This is a genomic window from Stenotrophomonas sp. YJH_SMC_57, from assembly GCF_059369755.1.
In genome coordinates, this window is the sequence record NZ_JCAFSZ010000006.1 from 170,857 (window position 1) to 193,209 (window position 22,353).

Genomic DNA, 22,353 nt, shown 5'->3' on the forward strand with positions numbered 1-22,353 from the left:
CCGGATACGACGACGCCGGCACAGGGCCGGCGTCGTCGGGTACCTCAAGCTGGCGGCAGGATCACTCCTGCGCGGTGTCCTCGCTGCTGGCAGCAGCCGGGATGCCGTCGGTCGCGGCCGGGGCGGCGGCGGCCACCTCGTCCTCGTCCTCGTCGATCGAGGCATCCATGCGTTCCACCGCCTGCAGCTTCTCGTCCTTCGACAGGCGGATCAGGGTCACGCCCTGGGTGTTGCGGCCGACGCGGCTGATTTCCGAGCCACGGGTACGCACCAGGGTGCCGCCATCGGAGATCAGCAGGACTTCATCGCCGGAGCCCATCAGCACCGCGGCCACCAGCTTGCCGTTGCGCTCGGTGGTCTGGATGCCGATCACGCCCTGCGTGCCACGGCCCTTGCGCGGGTAGTCCGGCAGCGGGGTGCGCTTGCCGTAGCCGTTCTCGGTGGCGGTGAGGATGTACTGCACACTGGCGTCGTCGGCGCCGTCGATCACCGCATCGCCATTGGCTGCGATGTCCTCGACACCGTTGTCGTCCTCGTTCTCGTCCTCGCTGCCGCCGGCACTCTCGGCCACGATCAGGCTGACCACTTCCTCGCCGGCCGGCATCTTGATGCCACGCACGCCGGTCGCGGTACGGCCCATCGAGCGGACCTTGTCCTCGCCGAAGCGCACGGTCTTGCCGTTGGAGGCGAACAGCAGGATGTCACGCTCACCGTCGGTCAGGCCGACGCCGACCAGCGCATCGCCCTCGTCCAGGTTGATCGCGATCTTGCCGCGGGCCAGACGGAAGGCGAACTCGCCCAGCGGGGTCTTCTTGACCGTACCGTTCTTCGTGGCGAAGAACACGAACTGGCCATCGGCGTATTCGCGCACCGGCAACACGGCCTGCACGCGCTCGCCCGGCTCCAGCGGGATCCAGTTGATGATCGGGCGGCCACGGGCGTTGGAACCGGCTTCCGGCAGCTGGTAGACCGGCAGCCAGAACACCTTGCCCGAACTGGTGAAGGTCAGCAGCGTGTCATGCGTGTTGACCAGCCACAGCTGTTCGATGAAATCCTCTTCCTTGGTCGCCGCCGCACTGCGGCCACGGCCACCACGGCGCTGCGCGCGGTACACGCTCACCGGCTGGCGCTTCACGTAGCCGGCATGCGACACGGTGACCACCACGTCTTCCGGCGCAATCAGGTCGAGGATGTCCAGGTCTTCTTCGCTGTGACGGATCTCGGTGCGACGCTCGTCGCCGAATTCGGCCTTGACGTTGACCAGTTCCTCGCGGATCACCTGCAGCAGGCGGTCGGGATCTTCCAGGATGTGGATCAGCCCGGCGATCACTTCCAGCAGCTGCTTGTACTCGTCGGTCAGGCGGTCCTGCTCCAGCCCGGTCAGGCGGTGCAGGCGCATTTCCAGGATCTGGGTGGCCTGGATTTCGGTCAGCTGGTAGCCGCCCTCGATCAGGCCCACGCCCTTGGGCAGGTCTTCCGGACGCGAGGCTTCGGCACCGGCGGCGCCCAGCATCGCACCGACCAGGCCCGGCTCCCACACGCGTGCCAGCATGCGCTCGCGGGCTTCGTTCGGGTTCGGCGAGGTCTTGATCAGTTCGATCATCTCGTCGATGTTGGCCAGCGCGACGGTCAGGCCTTCCAGCACGTGGGCACGGGCGCGCGCCTTGCGCAGCTCGAACACGGTGCGCCGGGTGACCACTTCGCGACGGTGGCGGACGAACGCCTCCAGCATCTGCTTGAGGTTCATCAACTGCGGGCGGCCATCGACCAGCGCCACCATGTTGATGCCGAACACCGACTCCATCTGCGTCTGCTGGTACAGGTTGTTCAGCACAACCTCGGCAGATTCACCGCGCTTGATCTCGATGTAGATGCGCATGCCGTCCTTATCGGACTCATCGCGCAGCTCGCTGATGCCTTCGATCTTCTTTTCCTTGACCAGCTCGGCGATCTTCTCGATCAGACGCGCCTTGTTCACCTGGTAAGGAATTTCAGTGACGATGATCGATTCGCGGCCGTTGTCGGCCACTTCGATATCGGCCTTGGCACGGATGCGCACGCGGCCACGGCCGGTGCGGTAGCCGGCGACGATGCCGGCGGTGCCGTTGATGATGCCGGCGGTCGGGAAGTCCGGGCCCGGGATGTACTCCATCAGGCCGTCGACATCGATGTCCGGGTTGTCGATCAGCGCGATGCAGGCGTTGATCGATTCGCTCAGGTTGTGCGGCGGGATGTTGGTCGCCATGCCCACCGCAATACCGGCCGAACCATTGACCAGCAGGTTCGGGAACCGGGTCGGCATGACCGTCGGCTCCAGTTCCTTTTCGTCGTAGTTGGGCTGGAAATCGACGGTTTCCTTGTCGATGTCCGCCATCAGCTCATGCGCCAGGCGCGACATGCGCGCCTCGGTGTATCGCATCGCCGCGGCGGAATCGCCGTCGATCGAACCGAAGTTACCCTGGCCATCGACCAGCATGTAACGCAGCGAGAACGGCTGTGCCAGGCGCACCAGCGTGTCGTACACCGACTGATCGCCATGCGGGTGGTACTTACCGATGACGTCACCGACGATACGCGCCGACTTGAAGTAGGGCTTGTTGCTGTGCGCGTTCAACTCGTTCATCGCGAACAGCACGCGACGATGCACCGGCTTGAGGCCGTCGCGCGCATCCGGGAGCGCGCGGCCCACGATCACGCTCATGGCGTAATCGAGGTAGCTCTTGCGCATCTCGTCTTCCAGGTTGACCTGGATGATTTCCTTGGCGGTTTCTGCCATTCGGGTTCCGTTGTCTGGTAGCGGTCCAGTCCGGCGCAGCCCTCTGCGGGAGGGGGTCGTGCCGGAACCTCGATTCAACCTGTGGATACTACCACAACAGGCCGTTTTCCGCCTCCCTTTACGGGGATTTTACCGGCACAAATCAGGAACTTAGGGGATTGCTGCCGGCCACCGGCCGGTACGAGCCGGGGGCGCAGGTCACTCTGGGGCGCCCCCGGCCCTTCAACCGCCGAAGGCGGCGCGCATGTTCTCGACGGTCGGATTCAGGATCACCCCGCGCTCGGTCACGATGGCGTCGATCAGTTCGCCCGGGGTCACGTCGAACACCGGATTCCAGGCGGCAATGCCCTCGGCCACGGTGCGGGTGCCGCCCACGCCGTACAGCTCGCCCGGGTCACGCTGCTCGATCTCGATCTGGCTGCCATCCACGGTCTCCATGTCCACGGTGGAAGACGGTGCCACGACCATGAACCTGACGCCGTGGTGGCGGGCCGCGATGGCCAGCTGGTAGGTGCCGATCTTGTTGGCGGTATCGCCATTGGCGCAGATGCGGTCGGCGCCGACGATCACCCACTGCACGGCGCCGGTCTTCATCAGATGCGAGGCCGCCGAGTCGGCGATCAGCGTGGCGTCGATGCCATCCTGCTGCAGCTCCCACACGGTCAGGCGCGCACCCTGCAGCCACGGTCGGGTCTCGCCGGCGAAGACGCGGGCGATACGGTGCTGGGCCATGCCGGCACGGATCACACCCAGTGCGGTACCGAAACCGGCGGTGGCCAGCGAACCGGTGTTGCAATGGGTCAGCACGCCGCTGCCAACGTCGATCAGGCCCGCGCCCAATGCCCCCATGTGGCGGTTGGCGGCCAGGTCTTCCTCGGCGATGGCCTGCGCTTCCGCGGCCAGCAGTACCTTCCATTCCGGGCCGGCAGCGCCCAGGCAGCGGCGCATGCGTGCCAGCGCCCAGGCCAGGTTGACCGCCGTCGGACGCGAAGCGTTCAACCGTTGCAGCGCCGGTTCCAGCTGCTGCAGTGCCTGCGCGCCATCGGCCGCCTGCACGTCTCGCGCCGCCAGCACCACGCCCCAGGCCGCGGCGATGCCGATCGCCGGCGCACCGCGCACGGTCAGTGCGTGGATGGCCGAGGCGACCTCGTCACTGTCATGGCACACCACATGCTCGACCACGAACGGCAGCTTGCGCTGGTCCAGCAGTTGCAGGGCATCGCCGGTCCACAGGATCGGGCGGATGTGGTCGTAGCGGGCGTAATCGATGTCGGAGGCAGTGTTCATGGGCTCATTGTAGGGCCACGCCCTCCAGGGTTGGAGCCTGCCCGGGCTCAATTCACCGAGAATTCGGCACGGCAGCCGCCATCCACCCAGATCCCGTTGCGGTTCCAGCCCCAGGTGCTGCCTTCCTCACAGGGCGTGCTGGACAGCTGCTCGGAAACGGCGGCCCCCACCGAGATGCTGGCACCGCAGAAGCGGCGCTTCTTCGACTTGGATTCGCAGGTCAACCTGCGCGGCACATCGACGAAGCGACCCTCATCATCGGCCACTTCGAAATCGCCCTGGCAACCGCGGCTGGTCCACACTTCATTGCGCTTGTAGCCCCAGCCCTGCCCTTCCCGGCACGGCAGCGCCGACAGCTGCCGCAGCAGGCGTACCGGGGCGCCGTCCAGACGCACCGGGCAGCTCTGCGGGCGGCCGTTGGATTCACACCGCACCACGCGACGGACCAGGCGCTTGCCTTCAGTGGCCGCAGCCGTGGCGCCGGCAGCGCGACGGGCGCGGAACTCGGCACGGCAGCCCAGGGTGACCCACACGCCACTGCGGTCGGTTCCCCATTCGCTGCCGCGGATGCAGCTGTTATTGGACAGCTGGCGGACCAGGTCGACGCCGTTGCTGACATCGATATCGCAATGCACCCACGCCATGTCACGCGATTCGCAGGTCACCACTGCATCGTCGTAGCCCACCTGCTGCGCAGACGCCGATGACGGCAGCCAGGCACCCCAGAGCGCGATGGAGTACACCGGTGCAGCGACGACCGCAAACCACTTGACCAATGCCTTCCCCAACTGGAGTGGACGAATTCCGATGCCAGTGTCTCGCATCTGCCGTGATAAGAGCATCATCCTGCTTGTCGAAGCAAGCGCGCTGACGCGGCAATCCGTTCAGTCTTCGATGTTCAGGAAAACGCAGCACTCACGCATGGGCGAAGTCGTAGGCCAGCACATCGGCAATGCAAGGCGTGCGGTTCATCGCCATCAGCAGGCGATCGACACCGACGGCGACGCCGGCACAGGCCGGCATCGACGGCAATGCGGCCAGCAACGCCTCGTCCAACGCCGGCTGCACCTGGCCGCGCTCATGCCGGCGCTGCAGGTCACGCTGGAAGCGCGCACGCTGTTCATGGGCATCGTTCAGTTCGTGATAGCCGTTGGCCAGTTCGACCGCCCCGAGGTACAACTCGAAACGTTCAGCCAGCGGCGGCGTGCCGGGGCGGATGCGCGCCAGTGCGGCCTGGCTGGCGGGCCAGTCATGCACCACGGTCATCACCGCGTCATCGAAATGCGGCTGGATATGGTGGGTCATCAACAGATCCAGCCAGTCGTCGCGGGTCAGGCCGACCGGATCGATATGTACGTCGCCCAGTGCGGCACGCAGTGCGGCCTCATCGGCGTCGAACGGGTCCACGCCCACACGCTGCTGGAACAGCTCGCGGTAGCTCAGCACGTGCAGCGACGCGCTGCGCCCGACCAGGGCCAGCGCCTGGCCGACCAGCTCGGCGGTTTCCTGTACCAGACGGTGGTGGTCCCACCCCACCCGGTACCACTCCAGCATGGTGAATTCCGGGTTGTGGCGGCCACCGGCCTCGCCGTTGCGGAACACCCGGCCCAGCTCATAGCAGTCGCCCACGCCCGCCGCCAGCAGCCGCTTGAGCGGGTACTCCGGCGAGGTGCGCAGCCAGCGGCGACGGCCACCGGCATCGACATGGCCGCTGAAATCGGTATGGAAGCTGTCGATGTTCGGCTCGGTGTTGCCCGCCACCGAGAGGATCGGCGTTTCCACCTCCAGTACATCGCGCTCGGCGAAGAAGCGACGCACCAGTGCATTGAGTGCGGCACGCTGCTGCAGCGTGCGCAGCAGGGCCGCGCTCACAGAATGCCCTCCGGGCGCGGGTGGTCCAGCGGCAGGGTCAGCAGGTCACGGGTGTCATCGATGTAGCCGCTGGCCAGGTACAGTCGGCGGGCCAGCTCGTTGTGGTGGTTCACTTCCAGGCGCAGGCGGCTGACGCCACGCCCGCGGGCGCGCTGTTCGCAGATGGCCAGCGCCTGCTTGCCACGGCCACGGCCGCGCGCGCGATGGCTCAGGTACAGCTCGTCCAACAGCATGAAGTGGCCGCCCTGCTCCAGGCTGAAGCCCATCGCGATCACCGCGTAGCCCACCACTTCAGCCACTTCGTCCAACCACAGCAGCACTTCGCCGTTGCGCGGGTCGGCCAGCAGTGCATCCACGCCGCGACGCACGCGCGCGTCATCGAAGTCGATCCTGTCTTCGGCATAGAACTCGCGCATCAACGCGATCAACCGTTCCTCGTCGGCGCGGGTGGCCAGGCGGAAATCCAGCGGGGCGGTCTGCATCGGTGTTCCTTTGTTTTTCATGCCGGGCGCGAGGCACCCGGCGGGGTCATCATTCGTGTTCGGCGAGGTAGGCCAGCAGGCGGTCCTCGTCCCACACCGGCACGCCCAGCGACTGCGCCTTGTCCAGTTTGGAGCCCGCCTCAGTACCGGCCACCACGAAGCTGGTCTTCTTCGAGACGCTGCCGGAGACCTTGGCACCGAGTGCTTCCAGGCGCTCCTTGGCGGCATCGCGGGTAAGCTGGGCCAGCGTGCCGGTCAGCACCACGGTCTGCCCATCCAGCGGGCCGGCCACGATCCCGGCCAGCGCCGGCGCATTGGCCAGGATCAACTGCATCGCCTTTTCGGCCGCCAGCAGCATCACGCCATGACCTTCGGTGTCCAGCCACTGCGCCAGGCCGCGCGCGGTGTCGTCCGGCAGGCCCGCGTTGACGAACTGGCCATGTTCGGCATCCAGCACCGCCTGGGCGCCCGGCAACGCCGCTACCAGCTTCTCCGCACGCAGGCGGGTGATGCCGGGAATTTCCGATTCAACCAGCAGCTGTGCCAGATCCAGGCCTTCGCGCAGCTTTGCGCTGGGCGCATGCACATCACTGATGCGCACCTGGCCGACCTTCAGCAGGTCATCGATGGCCTGCTGGTTGCCCTGCTGCTCGAAGAAATGGCCCAGCGAACGCGCCACTTCGCCACCGATGTCGGGCACGCGCTTGAACAACGGCCACGGCAGGTGGCGGATCAGCTCCAGATCACCGAACCACTGCGCCAGCGCCTTGGCGGTACTCTCGCCGACATGTTCGATGCCGAGCGCGAACAGCAGCCGCTCCAGCGTGGCGGCACGACTGGCGTCGATCGCCGCGATCAGGTTGTCGGCCCACTTGGTGGCGATCTTCTTCGTGTTCCATTCGAAGCTGGCCGGCTGTACCAGCGCTTGTGCGCGCCAGCCCGGATCATTTCCATCCAGTTTGAGCACCGCATTGAGCACGACGCCGCTGCCTTCGGCCGGCAGGTGCAGCTTCAGCGCGGCGGCCAGAGCGGAAGGGTCTTCGGCATCCAGCACCAGCTTCAGGTGCAGCAGCTGGTCGCGGTTGAGCCGGTACAGGTCGGCCACGCTCTTGACGATGCCCGCGTCGACCAGGGTTTCAATGTACTTGTCACCCAAACCATCGATGTCCATCGCGCGGCGCGAGGCGAAGTGGGCAATCGCTTCCTTGCGCTGTGCCGGACAGGACAGCTCGCCCGAGCAACGCCACGCTGCAGCGCCTTCCTCGCGCACGATCTCCGAGCCGCACACCGGGCAGCGCGTCGGCATCTGCCACGGCGTGGTGCCCTGTGGGCGGCGGTCGAGGATGACGCTGACCACTTCCGGGATCACGTCACCGGCGCGGCGCACGATCACGCTGTCGCCCACGCGCACATCCAGGCGTGCGATCTGGTCGGCGTTGTGCAGCGTGGCGTTGGAAACGATCACACCGGCCACCGCCACAGGCGCCAGACGCGCGACCGGCGTGGCGGCACCGGTGCGGCCGATCTGGATCTCGATCGCTTCCACGGTCGTGCTCTGTTCCTGCGCCGGGAACTTGTGCGCGATGGCCCAGCGCGGCGCACGCGAGACGAAGCCCATCGCCTGCTGGCCGGCGCGGTCATCCAGCTTGTAGACCACGCCATCGATGTCGAACGGCAGGCCATCGCGGCGCTCGCCGATGTCGCGGTAGTAGCCGAGCAGGCCGTCGGTGCCTTCCACCACCTTGCACAGCGCGCTGACTGGGAAGCCCCAGGCGCCAAGCTGGGCCAGCGTGCCCGAATGGGTGTCGGGCAGTTCGCCGCCCTGCACCTCGCCGGTGCCGTAGGCGAAGAAGCTCAGCCTGCGCTGCGCGCTGATCTTCGGGTCCAGCTGGCGCAACGAACCGGCGGCGGCATTGCGCGGGTTGGCCAGCACCTTGCCACCCTGCTGGCGGGCACGCTCGTTGTAGGCCTCGAAGTCGGCGCGCGCCATGTAGACCTCGCCGCGCACCTCCAGCACGTCGGGCCAGTCCTTGCCATGCAGGCGCTTGGGAATGTCGCCGATCTCACGCAGGTTGGCGGTCACGTCCTCGCCGGTACTGCCATCGCCGCGGGTGGCACCCAACACGAAATGACCTTCTTCATAGCGCAGGCTGATCGCTAACCCATCCATCTTCGGCTCGGCCGAAAACTGCAGGCTGCGACGGCCCAGGCGCTCATCGATGCGGCGCACGAAGTCGGCCACTTCCTCATCGCTGAAGGCATTGGACAGCGACAGCATCGGCACCGCGTGGCGTACTTCCGGGAAACGGCCGGACGGACGCGCGCCGACCTGCTGGGTCGGGCTGTCGGCACGTGCCAGCTCCGGATGCTCGCGCTCCAGCGCTTCCAGCTCGCGCACCAGCCGGTCGTAGTCGACGTCGGGGATCTCCGGCGCATCCAGCTCGTGGTAGGCGCGGTTGGCCTGGGCGATCTGCCGGCGAAGGTCTTCGGCGCGTTCGGCGGGGCTGGGGCTCATCGGGATCCGGTGGTTCTGGGATGGCCGGGGATTCTACCGCGCCCGGCCGTCAGGCCCTGTAACGCCGGCGCCCTTTGTAGCGTCGAGCCATGCTCGACTGGCGCTCCCCCGCCCTGGTAGGTGCCAACCCTGGTTGGCACATCTTCAATGGAGCTGGCTCGACTCCACAACAAGCGGGCTTGCCGCCCACCGCCACCAGCGTTAGCGTGCGTCGGTTGCCCTCTGGAATCCCGCCCGTGACCCTGCTTGCCTCCCGCCGCCACTTCCTGCAACTGGCCGGTGCCGGTCTCGCCCTGGCGGGCAGCGGCCTGCCCCGCCTCGGCCAGGCACAGCCCGCCGCAGTCGCGGCGCCTGTCCCTGCCGACGGCGCAGTGCTGCTGAACTTCAACGAATGCCCCTACGGCCCCTCGCCTGCAGCACAGCAGGCGGCACGCGACAGCATCGCTCAATGTGGCCGCTATCGCTTCGAGCTGGCGGGTCAGGTCCGCGACGCCTTCATCGAGCAGGCGCGCATCCCCGCCGACCACGTGCGCCTGTACCCCGGCTCCAGTGAACCACTGAACCGCGCAGCCACGCTGTGGACCGGCCCGCAGGCAGGGCTGGTGGTGGCCGACCCCACGTTCGAGACGCTGGGCGAGGTTGCTGCCGCGCACGGTGCGCACGTGCAGAAGGTGCCGCTGCGCGATGACGGTGCACACGACCTGCGCGCGATGGTCGCTGCCGCGCACGCACGCCCCACCGGGCTGCTGTACGTGTGCAACCCGAACAACCCGACCGGCTCGATCAGTCCAGCGGATGAGCTCGCCTGGTTGCTGGCCCACAAGCCCGCGTCCACCCGCGTGCTGGTCGACGAGGCCTACCTGCAGTACAGCGAGCAACCCAGTCTGATCGGGCAGGTGGCACAGCGTGATGACCTGATCGTGCTGCGCACGTTCTCCAAGCTTTACGGCATGGCCGGCCTGCGGCTGGGCGTTGCGGCGGCCCATCCCGACCGCCTGCGTGAGCTGGCCAGCCTCGGCGACAACCCCCTGCCGGTGCCCGCACTGGCCGCTGCACTGGCCAGCCTTCGCGACCCGCACCTGGTCCCGCAGCGACGCCTGCAGAATGCGCAGGCACGACAGACCACCCTTTCGTGGCTGGGCAAGCGCGGCTTCAGCTGCCTGCCCTCGGAGGCAAACTGCTTCGTGGTCGATGTCCAGCGCGACGGTGGCGCGTTCGCCAAGGCAATGGCGGAGAACGGCGTGGTGATCGGGCGCAGCTGGCCGATCTGGCCACAGCGCGTACGCGTCACCGTGGGCACCGAAGAGGAGATGGCGGCATTCCGCAGCGCGTTCGCCAAGGTGGCCGGCGTGCCGGCCTGACGCAGAGGGTGGGGGCGAACCTCGGCTCGCCCCATCCACGCATGGCGTGGTTCTACCCGGGGATACCGAACAACGGCCGACGGTGGGTGCCGACCGTTAGTCGGCACATCCGGTGTTACCAGCGCGGGGTCTTGGTCAGCGGCGGTGCCTGGTGCTGACGGTCGTAGGCACGCAGTTCGTCGCGGATGTGTGCGATGCGCTGGCGGCCCAGGGCATTGCGGCTGTCATCCAGCACCACGCCGTCCAGCAGTTCGGCCATCCGCTGCACGGTCGGCAGCATCTTCTCCCAGGCGTCCAGCGCGGTCAGCGGCGCAGGCAGGGTCAGGAAGAAGGCAATCGCCGGGGTTTCCATGGCGCGGATGTTGGCCATGTCGAAGCTGCCCGGCTTCATGATGCTGGCCATCGAGAAGATCGGGCCGCGTTCGGGATGGGCCTCCACCAGGCGGTGGAAGACATTCATGTGGCCAAACACCAGGCCGGTCTTCTCGGCCGCCACCACGATGTCCTCGCCGCGCAGCTGCTCGCCGGCGCGGGCGGCCACGAACAACGAGACGATCTTGTCGAAATCCTGGGTGGCGCGCTTGCCGAGATCGCTGGCTCCCGCGTCGGTGTCGGCCAGGCCGAGTTCGGCCTGCTCGCCTTCGCCACCCATGCCCGGTTCGACCCGGCCATCAGCCAGCGCGACGCCGTCATCGCCCAGCACCGGCTCGCGGCGCTCGCCACTGGTCGGCTCCGCGCTTTCCACGCGGCGCCCCTGGGGCTTCTTCTTCGGACGGCCAAACAGGAAGATCGCGGCGATCAACAGCAGGCCGGCGGCCAGGATGCCGATGCGCAACAGTGCCGTGTCGGACATTCGATAGGTTCTCCGGCTAGTTCATTCAGGTAACTAGGATGGCACGTCAGGCCGCGCCCGCCAATCGCGCGGCTTCTTCCAGGTCCACGCTGACCAGGCGGCTGACGCCCGGCTCGCGCATGGTCACGCCCGACAGCTGGTGGGCGGCTTCCATCGTGGCCTTGTTGTGGCTGACGAACAGGAACTGCACCTTCTCGCTCATTTCCTTGACCATGTTGGCCAGGCGGCCGACGTTGGCTTCGTCCAGCGGCGCGTCCACCTCGTCCAGCAGGCAGAACGGCGCCGGGTTCAGCTGGAAGATGGCAAACACCAGCGCCACCGCGGTCATCGCCTTCTCGCCACCGGACAGCAGCGAGATGCTGGAGACACGCTTGCCCGGCGGACGCGCCATGATGGTCACACCGGTGTCGAGCAGGTCTTCACCGGTCAGTTCCAGATAAGCATGGCCGCCACCGAACAGGCGCGGATACAGCGCCTGCACGCCTGCGTTGACGCGATCGAAGGTGTCCTTGAAACGGCCACGGGTTTCGCGGTCGATCTTGCGGATGGCGTCCTCAAGTGTTTCCAGCGCCGTGGTCAGGTCGGTGTGCTGCGAATCCAGGTACTCCGAACGCTGCGAAGCCTCGCCGTACTCGTGGATGGCCGCCAGGTTGACCGGCTCCAGCCGGCGCATGCGGCCGTCGATCTGGTGCACGGCCTGCTCCCAGTCGCCCAGGCGGGCGTCCTCGGGCAGTGCGTTGAGTACGTCCTGCAGCACGAAACCGGCCTTTTCCACCGCGCCCTGCAGGGTGTCCGCGCTGAGCACCAGCGCCTGCTGGTCCAGCTTGCGCTGCGATATACGCTCGCGCTGGGCCAGCGCCTGCTCGTCGCGCTGATGACGGGTCTGCTCGTAGTTGCGCAGCTCGGCATCGATGCCATCGAGCAGCGTGCGCGCCTCGGTCAGCACGCGGTCGGCACGCACACGTTCTTCCAGTGCGTTCTGGTGCTCGGCCTGCAGCGATTCAACCGGCGAATCACCTTCATCCAGTTGCGAGTGCAATTCACCCAGGCGCGAATCCAGCTGCCCGCGCTGGGTACCCATGCGCTCCAGTGCCTGGCTCAGTGACGCCAGCTGCGCACGCTGCGATTCCAGGGTGAGCGCCAGCGAATGCGAGCGTTCGCGCACCGCACGCGCAGCATCACGGGCGAGGTCGCGCGCCTCGGTCAGCCGGCGGCGTTCGCCCTCCAAGCGCTGCCGGGTTGATTCCAGATCACCCATGCTGCTGACCGCATTCTCCAACCGCGAGCGCGCTTCACGCGCCTGCTCATTGTTGGCTTCCAGCGTTTCCTGCAGCTGCTTCAGTTCACCTTCGATGCGGTCGATGCGGGTACGAGCGGCTTCCACCTTGCCCTGTTGGCCCTGCAGCTGGCCGGCAAGCTCGGAGACCGCACGATGGGCCTGGTACAGCGTGCGCTGCGCGTCTTCGCGCTGCTGCTCGGCGGCCTGCAACTGTTCGCGGAAGCCAGCCAGCTGATCTTCCAGCTCAGCCTCGCGCTCCTGCAACTGTTCGATCTGCTCGCGCAGTTCATTGATCTCACGTTCGCGCAGCAATGCGCCCTGCTGGGCCGCACCCGAGCGCGAAACGCGCAGCCAGCCCTGGCCCAGGCGCTCGCCCCCCTGGGTGATGACCGAATCGCCTTCGGGCAGGCTGGCCTGCAGCGTCTTCGCCTCGGCCAGATCACGTGCACCGTGCAGGTGCGCCAGCAGGCGACGGATCGCGGCCGGGCCACGCACGCGTGCCGCCAGCGAGGTCGGGGCAACCTTCAGGTCCGCATCATCGTCGGCAACCAGCGCGATGTGACCTTCGCCCAGCTCACCCAGCGCATCGACCAGCCCGGCCGGGTCATCGACCAGCACGCCTTCGATCAACTGGCCGAGCGCACTTTCGACCGCATTTTCCCAACCAGCATCGACATCCAGGCGTTCGCCGACACGCGCCGCCGAATCCAGTCCATGCGCCTTCAGCCAGGCCACGGCAGCGCCCTGCTCCTGGCCGAGCGCGGCCTGCTGCAGGGTTTCCAGCGATGCCAGGCGGCCGCGCAGTCCATTGGCCTGCTTGCGCAGTTCGGCCAGTTCGTTCTGGCCGTTGCGCTGCTGCTCCTGCACGGCTGCCACGCCCTGCTTGCGGTGTTCGACTTCTTCGCCCAGTTCGTCCAGCGCGGTCTTCTGCGTGTCGTGCTGCAGGTGCAGCTGCTCGAAGGCTTCTTCCAGCGCATCCACGTCCAGCCCGGCGCGCTCGGCAGCCAGTGCTTCGCGGCGGCGGTCGGCGTCGAGGATCTGCTTGTCCAGGTAGTCCACGCGGGTGCGCTCGACATCGCCGGCACGCGACGCTTCCGAACTCTGCGAGGTGTGCTGCTCCCAACGCTGCTGCCAGCTGGCCAGCCGTTCCTCGGCCTCGCGCAGGCTTTCCTGCTTGATCTCGTTCTCTTCCTGTAGCTCCTCCAGCTGCGGGGTGGCGGCCTCCACCGCCTCGCGCAGCACCATCAGCTTGGCCTCATCGCCGCTGATGTGCTGGCCCAGCTCGGCCAATGCCTGGCGGGTCTCGTCGCGCGCCTTGTGCAGGCGCTGCGACAGCTCGCGCTGGTGCTGGATCTGCTGTTCCAGGCGCGCCAGCGTGCTGCCCACCTGGTAGACCGCGGCCTGCGCGGTATTGAGCGCATCGGCGGCCTCTTCGCGACGTACGCGCGAGGTCTCGATGCGGGCCTCGGCATCGCGCTGATCGGCGATCAGCTGCTGCAGCTTGGTCTCTTCCTGCGACAGGCCTTCGCGCAGCTTCGACAGGCGCCCGTCGAGTCCACGGAATTCCAGCGTCTTCCACTCGGCATCCTTGACCCGGCGCTCTTCCTGCAGCGCCTGGTACTGCTCGGCCTGCCGGGCCTGGCGCTTGAGGTGCTCGAGCTGCTTGCTGATCTCGTCGCGCAGGTCGCCCAGCCGGTCCAGGTTCTCGCGGGTGTGGCGGATGCGGGTCTCGGTCTCCTTGCGGCGCTCCTTGTACTTGGAGATACCGGCCGCCTCTTCCAGGTACACGCGCAGATCTTCCGGGCGCGCCTCGATGATCTGGCTGATCATGCCCTGCTCGATGATCGAGTAGCTGCGCGGGCCCAGGCCGGTACCGAGGAACAGGTCGGTGATGTCGCGGCGACGGCACTTGGTGCCGTTGAGGTAGTAGTTGCTGGTGCCGTCGCGACTGACCGTGCGCTTGACCGAGATTTCGTTGAACGAGGCGTATTCGCCGGAAATCGTATGGTCGGAATTGTCGAAGATCAGCTCGACGGTGGCCTGCGAAACCGGCTTGCGGGCGTTGGAGCCGGAAAAGATCACGTCGGTCAGCGAGTCGCCGCGCAGGCGGCTGGCCGAACTTTCGCCCATGACCCAGCGCACGGCGTCGATGATGTTCGACTTGCCGCAGCCATTGGGCCCCACCACGCCGGTCATGTTGGTCGGCAGGTGCAGGGTGGTCGGATCGACGAACGACTTGAAGCCGGACAGCTTGATCGTGGAAAGACGCATAGGGGTTCCGGACTGGGGCCGGCAAGCGGCCTGCGTTTACCCTCCAAGTCATTGATCCTGTTGGGATCGATGCCCGTGGAACGGGTGTGACGCCCTGAGTATACCGATGTGGCCGTGTTCTACGAATGGGCGTGGAACATTGTCCGGCCCCGCCCCGCCGGCCAGGCGTGGCGCAACGCTGAGAAAGCGGGCCATAAAACAAAACGGGCACCCTTGCGGGCGCCCGTTCTGCGGTGATTCCAGGCCTTGCGGCGTGGGATCAGGCTTCGGCGACGACGACGACCTTGACGGTGGTCTCGACGTCGGCGTGCAGGTGGACCAGCACGTCGTATTCGCCGATGTTGCGGAAGGCGCCTTCGCCCAGGATGACTTCGCTCTTGCTGACCGGCAGGCCGGCAGCGGTGAAGGCATCGGCGATTTCACGGGCGCCGACGGAGCCGTACAGCTTGCCTTCGGTCGAAGCGTTGGCGGCGATGGTCACGCTCGCGCCTTCCAGCTTGGCCTTGCGGGCGTCAGCGTCGGCGTGGATGGCCTGGGCCTTGGCTTCGTATTCGGCGCGCTTGGCTTCGAACTCGGCCTTGTTGCTCTCGGTGGCCGGCACGGCCTTGCCCTGCGGCACGAGGAAGTTACGGCCGTAGCCCGGCTTCACGTCGACCAGGTCGCCCAGGTTGCCGAGGTTGGTGACTTTCTGCAGGAGGATCAGCTGCATGGTATTGCTCCAGATGAGTTATTCGTTAGCGAGGCGATGCCCCGCAACAAAGGCTGTCCGAATAGCTGGCACAGCGGGGGCGGCACCGGGCCGCCCCGCCGGGCATCAGACGTCGTGGTTGTCGGTGTACGGAATCAGGGCCAGGAAGCGAGCGCGCTTGACGGCGGTCGCCAGCTGGCGCTGGTACTTCGACTTGGTACCGGTGACGCGGCTCGGCACGATCTTGCCGTTCTCGGTCAGGTACTGGCGCAGGGTGTTGAGATCCTTGTAGTCGATCTCCTTCACACCTTCAGCCGTGAACTTGCAGAACTTGCGGCGACGGAAGAACTTGGACATGGGAAGGCTCCTTAGGCGGCGGAAGCGGCGTCGTCGCCGGCTTCGTTGTCAGCGGTGGTGGTGGACTCGCCTTCTTCGTCGTCACGACGACGGCGCTCACCGCGCTCCGGCTTGTCACCCTTCTCGTCCTTGCTCTTCATGATCAGCGACTGCTCGGTGTCAGCCTCGTCACGCTTGATGACCAGGTTGCGCAGCACGGCGTCGTTGAAGCGGAAGCTTTCGGTCAGTTCGTTCAGAACGGCCTGGTCGGCTTCGATGTTCATCAGCACGTAGTGGGCCTTCACCAGGTTCTGGATCGGGTACGCCAGCTGGCGGCGGCCCCAGTCTTCCAGACGGTGGATGGTGCCGTTGCCGTTCTCGACCAGCGACTTGTAGCGCTCGATCATGGCCGGGACCTGCTCGCTCTGGTCCGGGTGGACCATGAACACGATTTCGTAATGACGACTCATGTTTTTTCTACCTTTCGGATGTGGCCTTGCGGCCGGACAGCCCCCCGCCGTTGAGACCGCGGTGGGGCAAGGATTCCCGCCAGGAAGGCAGGAAGCCGCGCATTATGGCGCAGATGGGGTGGCCGGGCAACCGGCAGGCCATAGGGCAACCTGAACCCGGGAGCAGCCTTCACGCCAACCAAGATTGGCCGCTACCAGAGCGATCAGGCTCCCGCCGGACCTCAGGCCTTGTCGGCGTCAGTGGTGAAGCTCTCGCCGCAGCCGCACTCGGCGGTGGCGTTCGGGTTGCTGAACGTGAAGGTCTCGCTCAGGCCGTGCTTGCCGAAGTCGATCACGGTGCCGTCCACCAGCGCCAGGCTCTTGGCATCGACGTAGATCTTCACGCCGTCCTGGTCGAACACGGTATCGCCCTCGCGCTCGTCGCGGGCCAGGTCGGTCACGTGGCCCCAGCCGGAGCAGCCGGTCTTGGTCACGCCAAAACGCAGGCCCAGCGCACCGGGGGTCTGGGCGACGAAGCGCTGCACGCGCTCGAAGGCAATGGGGGTCAGGCTGACGGCCATGGGGCTACTCCAGAGGTACGGGGACATTATAAGGAGCCGTTGCCATGAAAAATGCCTCGCAAGCGGAACACTGCAACCGGTAAACTCCCGTGTTCACAGATCGAGTCGATCAGCAGAGGATTCAAGTCATGACGGTGGTCAGCGTTGAACATGCGCTTGCCGGGAAGATCCCGGAAGGCGGCGAAGTCACGGTACGCGGATGGGTGCGCACGGTGCGCGGTTCAGCGAATCTGGCCTTCGTGAATGTGAGCGACGGCTCCTGCTTCGCCCCGATCCAGGTCGTGGCCAATGACAGCCTGGCCAACTTCGACGAGATCAAGCGCCTGACCAGCGGCTGCTCGGTCATCGCCACCGGCACCCTGGTGAAGTCGCAGGGCAAGGGCCAGTCGTTCGAGATCCAGGCCAGCGCGCTGGAGGTGGTCGGCTGGGTCGAAGACCCGCTCACCTACCCGATCCAGCCCAAGCCGATGTCGCCGGAGTTCCTGCGTGAAGTGGCGCACCTGCGCCCGCGCACCAACCTGTTCGGCGCGGTCACCCGCATCCGCAACTGCCTGGCCCAGGCCGTGCACCGCTTCTTCCACGAGAACGGCTTCAACTGGATCAGCACCCCGATCATCACCACCTCCGACGCCGAAGGCGCCGGCCAGATGTTCCGCGTGTCCACCCTGGACATGGTGAACCTGCCGCGCGACGAGAAGGGTGCGATCGATTTCAGCCGCGACTTCTTCGGCAAGGAAACCTTCCTGACCGTGTCCGGCCAGCTGAACGTCGAGGCCTACTGCCTGGCGCTGAGCAAGGTCTACACCTTCGGCCCGACCTTCCGCGCCGAGAACAGCCACACCACCCGCCACCTGGCGGAGTTCTGGATGATCGAGCCGGAAATCGCCTTCGCCGACCTGGCCGAAGATGCGCGCCTGGCCGAAGAGTTCCTGAAGTACCTGTTCCGCGCGGTGCTGAACGAGCGCAGCGACGACCTGGCCTTCATCGCCGAGCGCGTGGACAAGAACGCGATCACCAAGCTGGAAGACTTCATCAACGCACCGTTCGAACGCATCGACTACACCGATGCGGTCAGCCTGCTGCAGAAGTCCGGCAAGAAGTTCGACTTCCCGGTCGAATGGGGCCTGGACCTGCAGACCGAGCACGAGCGCTGGCTGACCGAGGAACACGTCGGCCGCCCGGTGGTGGTGACCAACTATCCGGAGCACATCAAGGCCTTCTACATGCGCCTGAACGACGACGGCAGGACCGTTGCCGCGATGGACGTGCTGGCCCCGGGCATCGGTGAGATCATCGGCGGCAGCCAGCGCGAAGAGCGCCTGGACGTGCTGGACGCGCGCATGGCCCAGTTCGGCCTGGACCGCGAGCACTACAGCTGGTACCGCGATTTCCGTCGCTATGGCTCGGTGCCGCACGCCGGCTTCGGCCTCGGCTTCGAGCGCCTGGTGGTGTACGTCTGCGGCCTGTCCAACATCCGCGATGCGATCCCCTACCCGCGCGCCCCGGGCAGCGCGGACTTCTAAGCCCCACACGACCACGGAGGTACTGCCCCCATGACCCTGTTCTTCGCCCTCTGCTTCGTCGGCGTTGCAGTGGCCGGGTTCAGTGCCTTCGTGATCTTCTGGCCACTGACCCTGGTGCATCTGCGCGATCGGCATCCGGCGCTCGCCGAGCGCTTCGGCAGTGGCGCCTTCCTCAAGCCCGATGCCCTGGCCTGGCTGCTGCGCCGCGACTATCGCCAGCAGCCGGACCGCTCGCTGTCCGGACTGGCGACCCCGGCCTGGGTATCACTGCTGACCCTGCTGGCCGGACTGGGCATGGCCGCCCTGCTCTGGCTGGCCTCGCTCTGGTAACACATCCATGAATGACATCACCGCCTCGCGCGACAGCTGGTGGCTGGCCAGCCTCGGCAACACCCTGATCTGGGCACGCCTGCGCGTGCGCCCGGCCGGCACCGCCGAAGTGCTCGACAGCGATGGCAACACGCTGAGCTATGACAGCGAAGACACCGCCCGTTCGCAGCTGTTCGACGCCGAATTCGTCGAGTACGACGGCCTGGACGAGGAAGACGCGCTGGTGCGTGGCTTCAGCCTGCACGAAGTGCAGCCGCCGCAGGCCGACAGCGATGAAGGCCTGCGCGGTCGCATGATCCAGTCGCTGGGCGGGCGCGCCTGACCCTCGCATGTTCACCCCGCGCGCCTTCGCCGAGACCGACCTGCTCTGGCTGGACCGCCTGCTGGCGCGCGATCCGTTCGTCACCGTGCTCACCACGGGCAGCGATGGCCTGCCGGAACTGACCCGGATGCCGGTGTTGTACCGGCGTGATGGCGAGCATATCGAGCTGCGCGGGCACTGGGCCCGTGCCAATCCGCAGTCACGCCATCGTGGCGCGGCCAAGGTGCTGATCGATGGCCCGCACGGTTATGTCTCGGCCAGCTGGTACCCGGACAAGGAGCCCGCCGCGCGGGTGCCAACCTGGAACTACGCCGCCGCCGAACTGCGCGGCCAGCTGCAGACCTTCGACGACGTCGATGCGCTGGCCGGACTGGTCGGCGCGATCAGCGACCGCTTCGAGGCCAGTGTCGGCCAGGCCTGGCAGTTCGATGCCACGCGTGCCGAGCATGGCCCGGAGCTGCGCGCCATCATCGGCTTCCGCTTCCAGGTCGAGCATGTACAGCTGAAGCTGAAGCTCAGCCAGAACCATCCCGACGCCAACCAGCAGGCGGTGATCGCCGCGCTGGATGCGCTGGCCACCCCGCCTTCCCAGGAACTGGCGCAGTGGATGCGCTGGCACCGCGAACAGGCCGCGCAGAACGGCTGAACGCCCCAGATTCCCGCGACGCCGCAGCCGGACGGTTGCAGCGAGCCCCCACCCGACGCCAGGGACCCGAACATGAAAGACATCCACAAGCTGCTGCAGAACAACCGCGACTGGGCCGACCGTATCGAGAAGGAAGATCCGGAGTTCTTCCACCAGCTGGCCAAGCAGCAGCACCCCGAGTACCTGTGGATCGGCTGCTCCGATTCGCGCGTGCCGGCCAACCAGATCATCGGCATGGCGCCGGGCGAAGTGTTCGTGCACCGCAATGTCGCCAACGTGGTCGCGCACACCGACCTGAACTGCCTGAGCGTGGTGCAGTACGCAGTGGACCAGCTGAAGGTGAAGCACATCCTGATCGTCGGCCATTACGGCTGCGGCGGCGTGCATGCCTGCCTGCACAACACCCGCGTCGGCCTGGCTGACAACTGGCTGCGCCATGTCGGCGACGTGATGCAGAAGCACACCGCGATCATCGATGCCATCGAGACCGACGAGCTCAAGCACGCCCGCCTGTGCGAACTGAACGTGATCGAGCAGGTCGCCAACCTGTGCCGCTCGACCATCGTGCAGGATGCCTGGGCGCGCGGCCAGAAGCTGATGGTGCATGGCTGGGTCTACAGCCTGAAGGACGGCCGCGTGCGCGAGATGGGCATCGACGTCGGCGCGCCGGAAGAGCTGCAGCCGGCCTACGAAAAAGCGCTGTCCTACGTGCCGCGCAAGGGCAAGCGCGACTGACTTCCAGGGGAAACCGATCATGCTCGCTTCGCCGATCAACCTGCACGCCTGGATCGAAGAACACCGCCACCTGCTGAAGCCGCCGGTGGGCAACAAGATGATCGACAACGGCGACTTCATCGTGATGGTGGTCGGCGGGCCGAACTCGCGCACCGATTACCACTACGACGAAGGCCCGGAGTGGTTCTACCAGCTCGAAGGCGAGATGGTGCTGAAGGTGCAGGAGGATGGCGCGGTGCGCGACATTCCGATCCGCGCCGGCGAGATCTTCCTGCTGCCGGGGAAGATACCGCACTCGCCGCGGCGCCCACCCGGCGGTGTTGGCCTGGTGGTCGAGCGCAAGCGCCTGCCGCATGAGCTGGACGGCGTGATCTGGCACTGCGAACGCTGCAACCACAAGCTGCATGAAGAGTTCTTCCCGCTGCAGAACATCGAAACCGACCTGCCCAAGGTGTTCGCGCGCTACCACGCCAGCCTGGAGCTGCGTACCTGCAGCCAGTGCGGGCATGTGGACCCGCTGCCGGCGCCGGCAGCGGGCTGAGCCATCGACCGGTAGTTGCCCACCTTGGTGGGCGCTTGCCTGCTCCCGCCCTGGTAGTTGCCCACCTTGGTGGGCGCTTCGTCACACATGCGCCACCCCAGGTTGGCGACTACCGGATCACGTGGCGCTGGCAGCAGGCTGGCCGCTACGGGGCCTTCCCCCAGGCGCTACACTGGCAGCCCCGTTGCAGCCTGTTGCCCGACCATGTCCGACCTGCTCAGCCGCACCCACGCCATTGCCCTGGACGCCGCCGATCCGCTGCGTCCGCTGCGCAACGAATTCCTGATTCCGCGCCATGGTGGTGGCGAGCAGACCTACTTCGTCGGCAACTCGCTGGGCCTGCAGCCGCGCGGCGCACAGGCCGCGGTGCAGGAAGTGATGAAGCAGTGGGGCGAACTGGCGGTGGAAGGCCACTTCACCGGCCCGACGCAGTGGCTGTCCTACCACCGCCTGGTGAGCGCGCAGCTGGCCCGCGTGGTTGGTGCGCTGCCCAGCGAAGTGGTGGCGATGAACACCCTGAGCGTGAACCTGCACCTGATGATGGTCAGTTTCTACCGGCCGACCGCGCAACGCCCGGTGATCCTGATGGAAGCCGGCGCGTTCCCCACCGATCGGCACGCCGTGGAAGCGCAGATCCGCTTCCATGGCTTCGATCCGGCCGAGTGCCTGGTGGAAGTACAGCCGGACGAAGCCAATGGCACGATCTCGCTCACGGCGATCGAGCAAGGCATCGCCGAGCATGGCCCACGCCTGGCGCTGGTGCTGTGGCCCGGCGTGCAGTACCGCACCGGCCAGGCCTTCGACCTCGATGCGATCACCCGCGCCGCGCGCCTGCACGGTGCGCGCATCGGCTTCGATCTTGCACATTCGGTCGGCAACCTGCCGCTGCGCCTGCACGATGTAGCGCCCGATTTCGCCGTGTGGTGCCACTACAAGTACCTCAACAGTGGACCGGGCGCGGTGGCCGGCGCGTTCGTGCATGAGCGGCACCATCGCGACACCACCCTGCCGCGCTTCGCCGGCTGGTGGGGCCATGAGGAAGCCACCCGTTTCCAGATGGCGCCGCAGTTCATCCCGGCCGCTGGTGCCGAAGGCTGGCAGCTGAGCAATCCACCGATCCTCGGCCTGGCGCCGCTGCGTGCGTCGCTGGACCTGTTCGAGCGCGCCGGCATGGACGCCCTGCGCAGCAAATCGGTGGCGCTGACCGGCATGCTGGAAGCGCTGGTGCGCGCACGCCTGTCCAACGTGCTGGACATCATCACGCCGGCCGATCCGCAACGCCGTGGCTGCCAGTTGTCGCTGCGCGTGATCGGTGGCCGCGAGCGCGGTCGTGCGCTGTTCGAACACCTGCGCGGCATCGGCGTGCTCGGCGACTGGCGCGAGCCGGATGTGATCCGGATTTCGCCCACCCCGCTCTACAACCGCTACCTGGACGTGCACCACTTCGTCGAGGAAGTGGAAGCCTGGGCCGGCCTCTGAGCCCGCCCCTTCCCTACTGCTGGACAG

General features: G+C 66.8%; 20 protein-coding genes. 8 read left to right on the forward strand and 12 right to left on the reverse strand.

All coding sequences use genetic code 11. The annotated features are described in order from the left end of the window. Positions 1–61: 61 nt before the first annotated feature. The 6 genes from gyrA to ligA all read right to left on the reverse strand — a co-directional run bounded on the left by gyrA (position 62) and on the right by ligA (position 8,938). Positions 62–2,776, reverse strand: a complete 2,715-nt coding sequence (gene gyrA / locus AC5P7U_RS09845; RefSeq protein ID WP_197564967.1) for a DNA gyrase subunit A — start codon at positions 2,774–2,776, stop codon at positions 62–64. Positions 2,777–2,998: 222 nt separating this feature from the next. After that, the gene (mtnA, locus tag AC5P7U_RS09850) at positions 2,999–4,063 is read right to left on the reverse strand and encodes an S-methyl-5-thioribose-1-phosphate isomerase (protein WP_197564966.1); all 1,065 of its coding nucleotides are present in this window, start codon (positions 4,061–4,063) and stop codon (positions 2,999–3,001) included. 47 nt (positions 4,064–4,110) lie between these two features. Continuing rightward, positions 4,111–4,839 (reverse strand): DUF3011 domain-containing protein, encoded by a 729-nt coding sequence (locus AC5P7U_RS09855; protein ID WP_049458739.1) that lies wholly within the window; start codon positions 4,837–4,839, stop codon positions 4,111–4,113. Positions 4,840–4,978: 139 nt separating this feature from the next. Further along, positions 4,979–5,935 (reverse strand): EF-P lysine aminoacylase EpmA, encoded by a 957-nt coding sequence (gene epmA / locus AC5P7U_RS09860; protein WP_006452957.1) that lies wholly within the window; start codon positions 5,933–5,935, stop codon positions 4,979–4,981. Continuing rightward, positions 5,932–6,417 (reverse strand): GNAT family N-acetyltransferase, encoded by a 486-nt coding sequence (locus tag AC5P7U_RS09865; RefSeq protein WP_006452958.1) that lies wholly within the window; start codon positions 6,415–6,417, stop codon positions 5,932–5,934. The genes epmA and AC5P7U_RS09865 overlap by 4 nt, the downstream gene beginning before the upstream one ends. Before the next feature lie 49 nt (positions 6,418–6,466). Continuing rightward, the gene (gene ligA, locus AC5P7U_RS09870; protein ID WP_495221062.1) at positions 6,467–8,938 is read right to left on the reverse strand and encodes an NAD-dependent DNA ligase LigA; all 2,472 of its coding nucleotides are present in this window, start codon (positions 8,936–8,938) and stop codon (positions 6,467–6,469) included. 230 nt (positions 8,939–9,168) lie between these two features. Here ligA and AC5P7U_RS09875 point away from each other — a divergent pair, with 230 nt between their 5' ends. Beyond that, positions 9,169–10,293, forward strand: coding sequence for a pyridoxal phosphate-dependent aminotransferase (locus AC5P7U_RS09875; protein WP_495221043.1), 1,125 nt, complete (start codon positions 9,169–9,171; stop codon positions 10,291–10,293). A 115-nt stretch (positions 10,294–10,408) separates the two neighbouring features. Here AC5P7U_RS09875 and zipA read toward each other — a convergent pair whose 3' ends face one another. The 6 genes from zipA to AC5P7U_RS09905 form a co-directional block, all read right to left on the reverse strand. After that, positions 10,409–11,146: a cell division protein ZipA gene (zipA, locus tag AC5P7U_RS09880; protein WP_197564560.1), complete on the reverse strand. Its 738-nt coding sequence runs from the start codon at positions 11,144–11,146 to the stop codon at positions 10,409–10,411. A 46-nt stretch (positions 11,147–11,192) separates the two neighbouring features. Continuing rightward, entirely contained in the window at positions 11,193–14,696 is a 3,504-nt protein-coding gene (gene smc / locus AC5P7U_RS09885) for a chromosome segregation protein SMC (protein WP_197564559.1), read from the reverse strand. 259 nt (positions 14,697–14,955) lie between these two features. Further along, on the reverse strand, positions 14,956–15,405 hold the full coding sequence (gene rplI, locus AC5P7U_RS09890; RefSeq protein WP_006452981.1) for a 50S ribosomal protein L9: 450 nt from the start codon (positions 15,403–15,405) through the stop codon (positions 14,956–14,958). Positions 15,406–15,510: 105 nt separating this feature from the next. Then, positions 15,511–15,741: a 30S ribosomal protein S18 gene (gene rpsR / locus AC5P7U_RS09895; protein ID WP_002804494.1), complete on the reverse strand. Its 231-nt coding sequence runs from the start codon at positions 15,739–15,741 to the stop codon at positions 15,511–15,513. Between the two features lie 11 nt (positions 15,742–15,752). Continuing rightward, on the reverse strand, positions 15,753–16,190 hold the full coding sequence (gene rpsF / locus AC5P7U_RS09900; protein WP_006452997.1) for a 30S ribosomal protein S6: 438 nt from the start codon (positions 16,188–16,190) through the stop codon (positions 15,753–15,755). 221 nt (positions 16,191–16,411) lie between these two features. Further along, positions 16,412–16,750, reverse strand: a complete 339-nt coding sequence (locus AC5P7U_RS09905) for a HesB/IscA family protein (protein WP_006452998.1) — start codon at positions 16,748–16,750, stop codon at positions 16,412–16,414. 128 nt (positions 16,751–16,878) lie between these two features. On the opposite strand from AC5P7U_RS09905, the gene asnS reads away from it, so the two are divergent. The 7 genes from asnS (at position 16,879) to kynU (ending at position 22,326) form a co-directional block, all read left to right on the forward strand. Further along, complete coding sequence (gene asnS, locus AC5P7U_RS09910) at positions 16,879–18,273, forward strand: asparagine--tRNA ligase (RefSeq protein ID WP_006452999.1); 1,395 nt, start codon at positions 16,879–16,881, stop codon at positions 18,271–18,273. 30 nt (positions 18,274–18,303) lie between these two features. Continuing rightward, positions 18,304–18,603 carry a hypothetical protein gene (locus AC5P7U_RS09915; RefSeq protein WP_197564558.1) on the forward strand — a complete coding sequence of 100 codons (300 nt, stop codon included), beginning with the start codon at positions 18,304–18,306 and terminating at the stop codon, positions 18,601–18,603. A gap of 7 nt (positions 18,604–18,610) precedes the next feature. Further along, positions 18,611–18,925 carry a hypothetical protein gene (locus tag AC5P7U_RS09920; protein ID WP_006453002.1) on the forward strand — a complete coding sequence of 105 codons (315 nt, stop codon included), beginning with the start codon at positions 18,611–18,613 and terminating at the stop codon, positions 18,923–18,925. Positions 18,926–18,932: 7 nt separating this feature from the next. Next, positions 18,933–19,571, forward strand: a complete 639-nt coding sequence (locus AC5P7U_RS09925) for an FMN-binding negative transcriptional regulator (protein ID WP_006453003.1) — start codon at positions 18,933–18,935, stop codon at positions 19,569–19,571. 72 nt (positions 19,572–19,643) lie between these two features. After that, on the forward strand, positions 19,644–20,306 hold the full coding sequence (gene can, locus AC5P7U_RS09930; RefSeq protein ID WP_006453004.1) for a carbonate dehydratase: 663 nt from the start codon (positions 19,644–19,646) through the stop codon (positions 20,304–20,306). Between the two features lie 19 nt (positions 20,307–20,325). Then, on the forward strand, positions 20,326–20,847 hold the full coding sequence (locus AC5P7U_RS09935) for a 3-hydroxyanthranilate 3,4-dioxygenase (RefSeq protein WP_006453005.1): 522 nt from the start codon (positions 20,326–20,328) through the stop codon (positions 20,845–20,847). Between the two features lie 204 nt (positions 20,848–21,051). Beyond that, positions 21,052–22,326: a kynureninase gene (kynU, locus tag AC5P7U_RS09940; protein ID WP_197564556.1), complete on the forward strand. Its 1,275-nt coding sequence runs from the start codon at positions 21,052–21,054 to the stop codon at positions 22,324–22,326. The last annotated feature ends 27 nt before the right edge of the window (positions 22,327–22,353 follow it).

Coding starts and splice junctions, on each gene's coding strand:
- gyrA (WP_197564967.1), bottom strand. CDS start 2,776: ATGGCAGAAACCGCCAAGGAAATCATCCAGGTCAACCTGGAAGACGAG.
- mtnA (WP_197564966.1), bottom strand. CDS start 4,063: ATGAACACTGCCTCCGACATCGATTACGCCCGCTACGACCACATCCGC.
- AC5P7U_RS09865 (WP_006452958.1), bottom strand. CDS start 6,417: ATGCAGACCGCCCCGCTGGATTTCCGCCTGGCCACCCGCGCCGACGAG.
- zipA (WP_197564560.1), bottom strand. CDS start 11,146: ATGTCCGACACGGCACTGTTGCGCATCGGCATCCTGGCCGCCGGCCTG.
- smc (WP_197564559.1), bottom strand. CDS start 14,696: ATGCGTCTTTCCACGATCAAGCTGTCCGGCTTCAAGTCGTTCGTCGAT.
- rplI (WP_006452981.1), bottom strand. CDS start 15,405: ATGCAGCTGATCCTCCTGCAGAAAGTCACCAACCTCGGCAACCTGGGC.
- rpsR (WP_002804494.1), bottom strand. CDS start 15,741: ATGTCCAAGTTCTTCCGTCGCCGCAAGTTCTGCAAGTTCACGGCTGAA.
- rpsF (WP_006452997.1), bottom strand. CDS start 16,190: ATGAGTCGTCATTACGAAATCGTGTTCATGGTCCACCCGGACCAGAGC.
- AC5P7U_RS09905 (WP_006452998.1), bottom strand. CDS start 16,750: ATGGCCGTCAGCCTGACCCCCATTGCCTTCGAGCGCGTGCAGCGCTTC.
- asnS (WP_006452999.1), top strand. CDS start 16,879: ATGACGGTGGTCAGCGTTGAACATGCGCTTGCCGGGAAGATCCCGGAA.
- AC5P7U_RS09915 (WP_197564558.1), top strand. CDS start 18,304: ATGACCCTGTTCTTCGCCCTCTGCTTCGTCGGCGTTGCAGTGGCCGGG.
- AC5P7U_RS09920 (WP_006453002.1), top strand. CDS start 18,611: ATGAATGACATCACCGCCTCGCGCGACAGCTGGTGGCTGGCCAGCCTC.
- AC5P7U_RS09925 (WP_006453003.1), top strand. CDS start 18,933: ATGTTCACCCCGCGCGCCTTCGCCGAGACCGACCTGCTCTGGCTGGAC.
- can (WP_006453004.1), top strand. CDS start 19,644: ATGAAAGACATCCACAAGCTGCTGCAGAACAACCGCGACTGGGCCGAC.
- AC5P7U_RS09935 (WP_006453005.1), top strand. CDS start 20,326: ATGCTCGCTTCGCCGATCAACCTGCACGCCTGGATCGAAGAACACCGC.
- kynU (WP_197564556.1), top strand. CDS start 21,052: ATGTCCGACCTGCTCAGCCGCACCCACGCCATTGCCCTGGACGCCGCC.